Here is an 11,512-nt window from a genome sequence, read left to right on the forward strand (position 1 = left end):
TTGGTAATAAAAATGACGCCAATGATGCGGTTGCTATCGGAGAAACAGCTGGCCGCCCTAAAGTGAGTCTACTTCGTCCAAAAACGGTCGAGCAGCAGGATATTCAATCTTTGCTGCGCATTCGTGAACGCTTGGTGGAGAATCGCACGGCTAACTGCAATCAACTGCGTGGTTTCCTTGCGGAATACGGCCTGATTGTCGCAAAGACTCGCCGCCAGTTGATGTTAGCCATTCCGCTCATTGTTGAAGATGCTGACAACGAATTATCCACGGTTGCCAGAGGGTTTATTCAACGACTCTATGAGTTTCAGTTGTATTTAAATGAGCAAATCGACCAGGTTGCACAGGACATATTAGCCCTTGCCCAAGCCATGCCACAGTATCCATTATTGCTAACTATCCCCGGTGTCGGCCCTATCGTCGCATCCACATTATTAGCCAGCATTAATGAAGTGAATGATTTTAAAAATGGCCGGCAATTGGCGGCATGGCTAGGGCTAACCCCTTCACAATACAGCAGTGGCACGACCAATCGGCTCGGCAAGATAACCAAGCGCGGAAATCAAACGCTTCGGCGGTTACTTATCCATGGTGCAAGAACCGTGGTTAACTGGTGCGATAAGAAAGACGACTCACTTAGCCTGTGGTTACAACGACTTAAACAGCGCCAACACGTCTGCAAAGTGACGGTTGCCTTAGCAAATAAGATGGCGCGGATGGTGTTTGTGGTGATGAGCCGCGGACAAGTATTTGATATGAATAAGGCGTGTAAAGTGGCGGCGTAATGCAGTGTTTTTTGCGTAAATAGACTCAAAATGTAAATGGATAAATGTCCATCAAAGCACAACAGCGGTAATGGTATTAATGAGTTAAACGGTTTGTCTTACCCAAAACCTGACTGGGACAGTGGCCTTTGAGGCCATGTGGCTGCCAAGGAGGGTAAGACGTCAATTTGGATCTCATTAGGGCGCAACAGACGCCGGATATATGTCGCAAGACCGCCAACCATTAACGACCGATACCCCGTTGTGAAAGGTGAATTATCGATTAGCACAAATTAATTTGAATAAAGTAGGACATTGGCCTTGCTAAACCCGAGGTGACCATATATGCCCATGATAGTGTTCCACAAGGATTCCATTAGTTCCCGGACAACGAATCCTCTCTCCTCACTCCAAAGTATCAATAAAACTAGCAACAAAAATTTTTGCGGTTTGGTTGCAATAAACTGCTAGGATAACCGTTCAAATTTGAGCTTGATCACACTAATCACGGATTAACACTTGAGGTATAGGTTCAATAACGGATTTGCCTCAATGTCTTTGTATGAGTAACCCGATGAAAAGAATAATAAATGCGTTAATGCTGGCCATGTTAGCAACAGGTTGTAGCGATCCAAACACAACGCAGACCAATCAAACCACCGAGCAGGCCAAGGCCGAAACCGTTCAGGTACTGAGCCTTAAGCAGCAACTCGCGCCAATCACCCAACGTTATTTTGCCCTAAGACCCGAAATCGCCACCTATTATGGCGTGGCCGAGGATGAAGCGGGTAAAGATGTGCTATCTAAGCTGACCGATTACAGCCCATCTGGGGAAAATCATCGCCGTAAAGCACTTAAGGCCATATTAGCTGAACTCAATGGTATCGATGCCAGCCAGCTTAGCGCCTCGGAGCAAGTGAGTTTAGGCTCGATAAAATCCGAAATCGCTAGTGCCCTGTTACCTGCCGAAACCGTGGCCTATGGCACTATGCTCGGTGAATACGGTGTTTGGTTTTTACCATATGTTGTCAACCACTTATCTGGATTGCATGTTGAATTTCCGGGGTATATGGAAGATAAGTTTGCGGTCACCACCCCAGAACAAGCTAAGGCCTATCTCAACCGCTTAACCATGTACCCAGCCGCCATGGGCACAGTTATCGATAAGCTGGATCAAGATGTGCAAATGGGCGTGATCCCACCCGACTTTATTATCGATAAGACCATAGCCGTGTTGCAGCAACAGTTAGTGCACCATGCTAATGAGCATCCCTTAGTCAGCAGTTTTAAAGCCAAATTAACCGCCGCCCAAGTACCAGAAAGTGAGGCGTTGGTGAACTCTGCCGCCGAACTGGTGGAGACTAAATATTACCCTGCGACGCGCCAGTTGATTTCCGCACTGCAAGCCGTGCGCCTCAAGGCCACCCATGTGGCGGGACTCGGCCACCAACCTCAAGGCGCAAAACTCTATAAGGCGATGATTAAACACCTCGCCAATTCGGAGATGACCCCAGATGAGATCCACCAACTAGGATTAGACGAAGTTGCGCGCATTACCGCCGAGATGGATGTGTTACTCAAACAAGTGGGTTACCGCAAAGGCACAGTTGGCGAGCGTATGCAGCGATTGCTCAAGAATCCTAAATACATCTATCCCAACACCGCCGAGGGTAAACAGCAATTAATGACGGACATTCACGGCTATCTCGCCAAAGTGAATACCAAATTGCCGTTATGGTTTGGGCTGTTACCGAATCAAGACGTCGCGGTTGAAGCCGTGCCAAACAGCCGCGCCGCCGCGACCAGCGGCGCATTTTACGATGCGCCTTCACAGGATGGTTCGCGTAGGGGCACCTTCTGGATAAGTCTGTACGATATGGCGGCGCTGCCCTCCTATTCGCTGCAAACCTTAACCTACCACGAGACCAATCCCGGCCATCATCTACAGACGCTCATAGGTCTGTCGGATACCTTGCCGCTGCTGAGTACCATTTTTTACTCTAATGCCGCGGGAGAAGGTTGGGCACTGTATGCCGAGCGCTTAGCCGCCGAGATGGGCATGTATCAGGATAATCCGATTAACGACCTTGGCCGCTTGCAGTCTGAGTTACACCGCGCGGTGCGCTTAGTGGTCGACACGGGTATGCATGCCAAGGATTGGAGCCGTGAGCAAGCCATTGATTATGCAGTGGCGACTGAGGGAATACACCTCTCTGAAGCCACGGGCGAAATCGAGCGCTATGTGGTTTGGCCGGGACAAGCCTTAGGTTACAAGCTGGGCGAGCTGAAAATTATCGAATTGCGCACTAAGGCCAAAAAAGCCTTGGGCGATAAGTTTGATATTAAAATCTTCCACGACAGGTTGCTCGAAAATGGCGCCTTGCCCTTAGATTTATTGGAGCAAAAGATGGATCTGTGGCTCGAATCCGCTAAGGCGGCCAATGTTGCCGCCGAGACCAAGGTTTAGTTCGGGTAAAACCGCTCACATCATCTCAAATCGGGGCAGCTTAGGCGGCCCCTATGCTTTTACGTTTCTGGTTAATCCGCAAAACGACGCTGATACTTGCCGCTTAAATAGCGGATCACCACAAAACCGACAACACCTGGCAGTGTCCACGACAGCAGGCGCAAATTGCCATGGTCGATAAACAAACGGCTGCCACCAAAGGCGAAAAAGGCGGTGTAGCAGGCGATACCCGAACCAATCATGGCGCCTAAATGCTCAATCCACCATTCAAATTTGGTCAGGGTCGCCTTAAAACTATAGCGTAGGAATCCCGCCCCAACTGTTGTGCCTAACAGGCCGAAAATCACCGCAAGGATCAGCTTTTCTTGGTATCCCCATAGCGCCATCACAGGGCCAAGTAGCGTTAAGCTCAGTATTAACGACAAATGCAGCGGCGACTTTAGTGACTGACGCTGCGTCTTATAACGCAGAACCAACACGCCATGCCTAACGGTCACTAAGGTTAATAAGCTGATATAGATGAGAAATATCCAAGCATTTTTACGATCCGCAATCTGCGCTGCTAAAGCATCGGCGTTGGCCGCAGGCTGTTTAATCACGGCGAGCGGATCAATGAGGCCCGTCGTTGCCATCGCCACGCCAGTCGCTGCCACTGTATACATGGCATAGACATAATAACGGCCAAAACGACTATGGTTCGCGCTGCCCTTTTTCAGTATGGCAGGCATCCAAAATAGCACTAATGCCAGTGCGCCGGCGGTAATATGCACAAATTGCGACAGGGTGAAAATCGTGTTCATCATCTTGCTCCATCAAAGTTTGAAGCTTGATATTAACGAGCGTGGGAGTCACCCATAAGTGCCAAAAGTCATGTTTTAGGGATTAGCAGAAAGCAGCCACTGGGTGTAGCTGCAATTGGGGCGCTTATAGTCCGGTATGTTTATCAAGTTTTAAAGTGTCGATGATCGAGAAGGTGTAACCTAACTCGGTAAACATTTGCTCGATATTACGCTTAAAATCGATGGGGCGATCTAAATCGAGTTGATTAATAAAGAAGTGGTGTTTTGTCGGGATCTTAATCAGCAACTGTTTTTGATAAAAACAGGCTTCAACCTCGGCATTTAACTCGCGGCTCAAAGCCAACAGATTCTCCATCATCAAGGGATTGAGTAAGTAGCGCGCCTCGACTTGGTCGCTGCTATAAACCTCAAAGCGTCGCTCGAACCTTACGTCCTCAAGCTTAACGCGCGACAACTTAGTCTTAAAACCCTCAAGGCGATTTTTTAAACTGCCCTTATCTGTGACTAACAGCGTAGTACTATTGAATCGCTTAGGAATATTGCAAACCAGTAGCACACCATTGAAGATGATCTCCCGCTGAACCGAGCCATTATTGTTCGACTTAGTGTTGTAAGCATCGACCTCATAAAACTGGAACGGCACCTTGTTATAGGTTCCCTTAAGGCAATTTTGCGCATACTGCTTATCGGTTTTAGGCAGCAGCCCCAACTCAAGGAAGAGAGAGAAATCGACCTTAGGCTCTCTCGTTAGCGCAAAGTCATCGCCAAAATACTTAAGGCTAATGGGATAGAGTTTTTCAAAGGCGGCATTATAGAGCTCATTGCTTTCCTTACCCGAGGCAATGACCGCTAACGCTATCACGGGAGCGGGCAGAAACGCGACAATCATCAAAGGCACAAAATAATCCATAGGCACCAGCATAAACTGGACCCCGAGCAGCCCGGCGAAGGCGCCCAAAATAATAGTGATACCTATGTAGTAGATTGGGGTAGTGAACTTGGCATTTTCACGCCGCCTTTGGTTCACGCCTTCACGTTTAGCTTCAAACGGTGCGCATTTAGGGGCGACTTTTTGTTTGTAATACTTCTGAAAAGCAATACGGTGATCTTCGGGAATATCAAATTCAATCGAACTCATTGGCTCCTACTCTTACGATTCAAATCCATTTAGGCCAATGATTTTACATAATTTAGTGACCGAAAAACAGTTAAGCAGCCTGTTGTAAAACAGTTACTAGTAATAAACAATAAGTAATACCAATCACATTAAATCTCTAATTCAGTTCTGAGCGTCACAGGCATTTCACCCCTAAAATCCAGCGTCCATTTTCAACTCGGCAATCCCTCATCTTATAAAATATAAAACCATCCATACAAAACACATTTACTTTGTTTGAATAATGTAAATTAAATGAGAATCGTTTGCATTTGTGCATTACAAGCTTAAAATCTCTGCGATTTTTAAAGCCTCTCTATAAAAGGACTTAGTTGTATGAAAGCTCATCCATATTCTCTTCTCTATTATGCTTTACTTCCCTTTTTATCCTTCCACGCAGTTGCAGAAGATATCCATAAGAAGACAGAAGAAGCCACTAAACTAGAGGTCATACAAGTTATTGGAACTAAACTCGATTTAAAACAAAAAGCACTTGAAATCCCTAGGTCTATTACTGTTATTACTGATAAATATATCGAAGATACCCAAGCGTCCGAGCTGACCGATGTATTAATGCAAACCCCAAGTATCAGTGTAAATAATAACGATAGGCCTCTTATGGGGGATATCAGTATTCGCGGTTTTGGAAATGAAAGGATTAACCTCCAAGTTGACGGGGTAAATTACAAACAGTATAGCGATGGAAGCAATACTAATGGTTATATTAGCCCGCTCGATTTAGACCCCAGTGTCGTTAAAGCAGTAGAAGTCACTCGTGGAGCCGACGGCATATCAGCGGGAAGCGGTGCTATAGGGGGACAAATTAAAGTTGTCACTAAAAATGCGTGGGATTATACCGCTGGAAACGCGGGGGCAGGCGTGTTAGTAAGAGCTGGTATGGGTGATGTCGACTCCATGCGGCGCGGTGGAATTACCGCTTACTATGCGACTGAAGATTTAGGTATCGCATTGCATGCCAATAGACGTACCTTTGGCGATGTCGAAGTTAATCCAAGGGATGATGAAGACTCACTTAGAGGTCAAACTGAAATATTAAAAAATGATGGCAAAAATGATGACCTGCGCTTAAAACTCAATTTGGAAACTCCAATAGGCCGTTTCGACTCGGATACCTTTTACACTAATTCCAAAATAGCAGAACTCCCCTTTGGTAATAACACTAATTGGATTGATCAACCCTTAAACGAAAGTGAAACGGGTAAGCGTTTAAGCCAGTCATTGGCCTATCACCTCGATAGCCACTCCCCTTGGGTCAATCTGCAAGCACAAGTCTATTATCAAGACTACCAAAGAGTTCGCGAACAGCAAGGCAAGATCATACTCAACCCAACTGAATATCCATTCGATAAAAAAGATACTTTCGAGGATAAGAGCTTCGGCCTTAACTTGAGTAATGGCATAAGTCATGAAGTTAACCATTGGCGTGGTGAAGTTACTCTTTTTACCAATCTCGATTACAGCCAATTTCAAGACGAAGAATTTAATCGACTCACGAATACCAATGGCACTTACTATGGGAAAAGCCAAGGAGAAACCTTCGCTTTTGGCCTAAGACATGAATCTGATTACAGCACTTGGCTGAGCACAGAAGCAGGATTTCGCTTTGACTCCTATCAGAATGAATCCGATAACTACCCACAATTTGGTGAGAATAGGGATAATGCATGGTCAGCTAATGCAGGCTTGACCATTCGACCGACAGACTGGTTACGCCTCTATGGTCGCTATAATGAAAGCTTTCGTGGGCCAAATTTAAGGGAGCTATACAAGAAAGATGAATGGATTTGTCATAGACCAAGCAAACAATGCTACAGCGAACCGCAACCAGACTTAGAGGCCGAAAATAGCCGTAACTATGAAGTTGGATTTGGCTTAGTATTCAACGAACTTGCTTATGCCGATCGGCTCTTATTCAAACTAAACTGGTTTGATACCCAAGTCGAAAATTATATCGACACGGCACCTTATATGTACAAAATTGTCGATGGCCAAAAAGTACCAGCTTCCCCAACAGAAGCCACACACAGAGATTATTCCAGTAAAAATATTGGCATGCTCTATTCAAGCGGTATCGAGGCAGAATTAACCTATCAATATAATAATATTGATATGTTTGCTAATTACAGCAAAGTGAAGATGGATGTCGAGGGCATGCCCAACTTCTACCTAGGTACCATTGAAGATATTCGCCAGCCCTACAACCGCGCCCCCCAAGATAAAATCAATCTAGGGATTAGCTGGCAGCTGATATCACAACTGAGACTGTCATGGACATCGAGTTTTGCTATGGATATGACCCGTCTTCCCGAAGCACAACTCAAAAGAGAGATGGATGCAGAAGGCTATCAACTTCACAGTGTATACCTAACTTATCAAGCGCCTTGGTTAGCGAGCCTAGAACTCAGGGGAGGTATTGAGAATCTTATGGATGAGAATTACTCAGTTTGGCCTGATGATGAGGAAAAAACCTTACCTGGACGTAACTACAAACTGGCACTCAGTTATCAATTCTAGAAAATGCATCAACGAACACTATCTTCTGACTAAATTGTAAATTCACAAAATCAAGGCCATTGAAAACAACTTTAATGGCCTTATATTTTTAGTCTTTTCAATTTTTTAGCTCAACCTCGACTCGAAACGCTTAGCTCTACGCTGTAGTAACCAGAAGATGATTAACACCCCAAAGGAAGCGGCTAAGGTGGTCAGCGTCAGCGCAAAACCTTTGAATGATAATAGGTTTAAGCTAAAACCATCTAACGCTAACACAGCCAAGCCCAGTGGCATTTGGATAAACACAGCGGTGAACCAATCGAAGGGAAGTTTAGGAAAAATCCTGTGGTAAGCGTAAAGCACTAAACCTGCTAGCAATATCAGCAAACTCGCATCGTGAGCCCCTAACAACAGGTACTCCACACTGTTCGGCGTAATCTTGGGTACAGCACTTAACATATCTAGCATATAACCCGCGCTAGCAACTAATGAGAAACTGATAAAACTCAATAAAGCTAATAAGATACCAAAACCAAATGCGGGTAAATATTTCATTTATCTCTCTCTATTCGCAGCTGAAAATACGCAGTCTCATCTCCCGAAAAACCACTGCATAGAAACCACAGGATAGAAAAAGGACTGTAACTACAATAACAGCCAAAATTTCCCTTAGCTATTAAGACCATAGTCTTATGGCTAGCACAAACCCGTGCGCGATATACGGTGAGCAAACAGGTAAAACGCAAGCGCCAAATGTTAATTCACTTATTTATCCGCCTGATATTCAGCTAACTGTTTACGGTATTTGTCTTGGAAGAATGGATGGTCCGTTAACTCAAGCGCTTGCTTTTCATACTTAATCGCTTCAGTTCGCTGACCTTGGCTCGCATAGACACTTGCCAATGCATGGCTGGCCTCGAATGCTGTTCTTGAAAGTAAATCCGATCTCTCGGCCTAACCCTTTCGCCAAACACATACCCAATATTAGCCATTCCCATTTTGGTTGTGATGGCGGTGGTAAGACTCGCGAAATAGACTAGCCAATTTCACCAATAACGCTTAGGATCGGAGTTGCATTTTTTAGCCAACATATTGTGGAGTATCAAAACATTATGGGTATCAGAGCCATAGTCGTAGACACAGCAGGCACCACGACAGACCTAAACTTTATCCAAGATGTACTATTCCCCTATTCTGTCAAAGCCTTGCCAGACTTTTTAGAACAGAACCAACACAATGTATTGGTTGAAAACTGTATTTGTGACACTAAAGATATCGCCCTAGAGCCAGATGCGGACTTAGCACGCGTGACTGAAATTTTGCAGCAGTGGGTCAGCGAAGATCGTAAAGCAACACCGCTCAAAACCCTGCAAGGCTTGATTTGGAAGCAAGGCTACGGCCATGGCGAATTTAAGGGCCATATCTTCCCTGACTTTATTGAAGCAGTGAAACGCTTTAGCGCGCAAAATCTACGTATTTATAGCTTTTCATCGGGTTCGGTCGATGCGCAAAAACTGTTGTTCAGCCACAGTGACGGCGGTGATTTAACCGAGATGTTTAACGGTCATTTTGATACCCGAACCGGCAACAAATTAGATAAACAGGCTTACTGCAATATCCTCAACACTATCAGCTTAAGCCCTAAGCAAGTGCTGTTTGTGTCTGATGTGATTGAAGAATTAAAGGCTGCCGACGCTGCAGGCATGATGACCTGCCAAATGGTACGCGATAGCAAACAACGCACGGGTGAGTTCCGCACCATCAGCAGCTTCGATGAGCTACTGATTGAATAACGTGATTGTTGAATAACACGATAGTCGACTCACTCCGCCAAGCTGATTTAGCCAAAATGAAAGCGACCTTATGGTCGCTTTTTTATGGGGCAGCTTATTTGCCCTTTTCCGTCAAAGGAAACGCGGCCGAGATACACTTTTTCACCTCAAAACGATAACCATAATCCGCTTTCTTATCCGGCGTTATCTGCAAAATCTCATAGTCATTTAACTCGATCACATTCGACTCGGCGGGCTTTTTACAACGCGAACGGCTATTGGCTTCAAGTGTAAACGCGAACGTCGCCAGCCATTGCCGGACTAAGTACTGATATTGAGTTCGCACCGAGGCGTAGGCCCTTTTGCGTTCTTCCTCTTCTTGCTCGCTGTCATCATGACTATTGTCAGCCTTGCTCGATTTATCGCTTTCAGAGTCAAGAGCTGTCTGAGTTAGCTCTACAATAGGTACCGTCAGCACATCGGTCGCATCCGGCAACTGTCCCGATTTAGGCTCGCGAGGTGCATGCTTAGCGGCTTCTTGGGGAGAGGTAATAAAGTTGCGAAACGAGGTTTCAATGCGAGTCTCTAGATCAATTAACAGGCTCAAGTGATACAAAACCACAGTCGCTAGCACGATACGGATCATAAAGGTCGTTTTACGAAATGAAGTATGCGAGGTAAGCCGTAACGATTTGACACCTAAAGGTTTAAGCAAAAAAATCAATACTAAATAGATGGGAATAATCAACTGCAATGCCAGTAGCACAATCGCACTCACCATTAAAAACCAAGCGGGCATATAGAGTAGAATCGCTAAGTTATGGGTGTAATCCAGATGACTTGCCGACACCCCAACCACTTCGTTCACTATAGCGCCTGACCAACCTAAGGCAAAATTGGCAATAATGGCGTAAAACAGCAACAACACGGCCTTGCCCGCTAGACTGTGCCAGACCCGCTCGGACACTGGCCAAAACTCGATGGCCATGGCGATGACAGCAATCACTGCGACCACACCCATCAAATCGGAACTAAAGGCCAATATCAAGGCAATAAGATACAGCTTTTGCGCAAAGGATAACTTAGCAAACCCTTGGCTTAGGTAGTGCCACAACTTGCTCAATTCTAGCAGGAGCTTGCTAAGTAAAGGCTTGATGACTTGCCGTAAGTACTGACAAGCAGATTCAGTGTAATGAACTAAATTCATTATAATTTTAAATTCCGTTTACGATTAAGACGAACATAAGTTGTCGATCTAAGCTGCAAAATCTATGGCGATACTCGCGTCACCTATGCCAGTGTAGCGAGTAACTTTGGCAATTCACTAGCAAAATTTGCCGAGCCCTCCCTTACGGCGAAATGAATCTCCCACGAGATTCTATGTCGATGACGCGGAGCAGACATATCGTTTAAAGGGATTTAGAAGTAATAGCTATGAGTAAATCAAAGCGACCTTAAGAACAACCCATAAAGTGTTATGAACCTAACTTAGAATAGACTCAAACGACACTTAACTCCCGCTCGGCAAAGACAGCTTTCGCGACAAACATGCCATTCAGTGCTGCGGGGAAGCCAGCATAAACCGACATTTGCAGTATCACTTCGACGATTTCCTGCGGCGTACAACCGACATTCAACGCGCCGTTGACATGGACGTTAAGCTGCGGCTGGCAATGCCCTAATGCAGTGAGCGCGGCGACTGTGACTAACTCCCGTGTTTTAAGATCGAGTCCTTCACGTTGATAAATATCCCCAAAAGGATATTCGATAATGTACTTGCCCAAGTCGGGGCAAATATTTGCCAGACTACTGATCACTTTCTCGCCCGCCTCGCCGTCGATTTCTGTCAGCTTAGCTAAGCCCTGCACATACCTTTGATTACTCATTTTGACTCCTTTGGATTCGACCACAGAAGTCAGCTTACGCCTTAGAGTTAACTCTAAGTCAACGGCTGATTGATAAATAACATAGGCAATTAAATGATTGAAGCAGAAAGACAACAGCGACAGATAAAAAATAATATATTAGGATTTAAACGC

10 protein-coding genes are annotated in these 11,512 nt (G+C 45.3%); 4 read left to right on the forward strand and 6 right to left on the reverse strand.

What is annotated here, in order from left to right:
* Both K5Q99_RS20150 and K5Q99_RS20155 read left to right on the forward strand, forming a co-directional pair.
* Positions 1-785, forward strand: a 785-nt coding sequence (locus tag K5Q99_RS20150; RefSeq protein WP_220777930.1) for an IS110-like element ISSod14 family transposase, incomplete at its 5' end; no start/stop codon positions are given.
* A 553-nt stretch (positions 786-1,338) separates the two neighbouring features.
* A complete protein-coding gene (locus tag K5Q99_RS20155; protein ID WP_246604548.1) occupies positions 1,339-3,231 on the forward strand; it encodes a DUF885 domain-containing protein in 1,893 nt (630 codons plus the stop codon).
* A 71-nt stretch (positions 3,232-3,302) separates the two neighbouring features.
* Here the strand turns inward: K5Q99_RS20155 and K5Q99_RS20160 are convergent, their stop codons facing one another.
* Both K5Q99_RS20160 and K5Q99_RS20165 read right to left on the reverse strand, forming a co-directional pair.
* Positions 3,303-4,034 carry a hypothetical protein gene (locus tag K5Q99_RS20160; protein ID WP_220777932.1) on the reverse strand — a complete coding sequence of 244 codons (732 nt, stop codon included), beginning with the start codon at positions 4,032-4,034 and terminating at the stop codon, positions 3,303-3,305.
* Between the two features lie 121 nt (positions 4,035-4,155).
* The gene (locus tag K5Q99_RS20165) at positions 4,156-5,169 is read right to left on the reverse strand and encodes a DUF3137 domain-containing protein (protein ID WP_220777933.1); all 1,014 of its coding nucleotides are present in this window, start codon (positions 5,167-5,169) and stop codon (positions 4,156-4,158) included.
* A 354-nt stretch (positions 5,170-5,523) separates the two neighbouring features.
* On the opposite strand from K5Q99_RS20165, the gene K5Q99_RS20170 reads away from it, so the two are divergent.
* Positions 5,524-7,722: a TonB-dependent receptor domain-containing protein gene (locus K5Q99_RS20170; protein WP_220777934.1), complete on the forward strand. Its 2,199-nt coding sequence runs from the start codon at positions 5,524-5,526 to the stop codon at positions 7,720-7,722.
* A gap of 105 nt (positions 7,723-7,827) precedes the next feature.
* On the opposite strand, the gene K5Q99_RS20175 is transcribed toward K5Q99_RS20170, so the two are convergent.
* Positions 7,828-8,256, reverse strand: coding sequence for a hypothetical protein (locus K5Q99_RS20175; RefSeq protein ID WP_220777935.1), 429 nt, complete (start codon positions 8,254-8,256; stop codon positions 7,828-7,830).
* Between the two features lie 210 nt (positions 8,257-8,466).
* On the reverse strand, positions 8,467-8,604 hold the full coding sequence (locus K5Q99_RS20180) for a hypothetical protein (protein ID WP_220777936.1): 138 nt from the start codon (positions 8,602-8,604) through the stop codon (positions 8,467-8,469).
* Positions 8,605-8,813: 209 nt separating this feature from the next.
* Between K5Q99_RS20180 and mtnC the strand changes: the two genes are divergently transcribed.
* Positions 8,814-9,494, forward strand: coding sequence for an acireductone synthase (gene mtnC, locus K5Q99_RS20185; RefSeq protein ID WP_106648629.1), 681 nt, complete (start codon positions 8,814-8,816; stop codon positions 9,492-9,494).
* A 94-nt stretch (positions 9,495-9,588) separates the two neighbouring features.
* Here the strand turns inward: mtnC and K5Q99_RS20190 are convergent, their stop codons facing one another.
* Positions 9,589-10,680, reverse strand: a complete 1,092-nt coding sequence (locus K5Q99_RS20190; protein ID WP_220777937.1) for a hypothetical protein — start codon at positions 10,678-10,680, stop codon at positions 9,589-9,591.
* Positions 10,681-10,972: 292 nt separating this feature from the next.
* Positions 10,973-11,359, reverse strand: coding sequence for a carboxymuconolactone decarboxylase family protein (locus K5Q99_RS20195; protein ID WP_220777938.1), 387 nt, complete (start codon positions 11,357-11,359; stop codon positions 10,973-10,975).
* Positions 11,360-11,512: the final 153 nt, after the last annotated feature.

Origin of the sequence: Shewanella hafniensis (assembly GCF_019655335.1) — a bacterium.
Classification (GTDB): Bacteria; Pseudomonadota; Gammaproteobacteria; order Enterobacterales; family Shewanellaceae; genus Shewanella; species Shewanella hafniensis.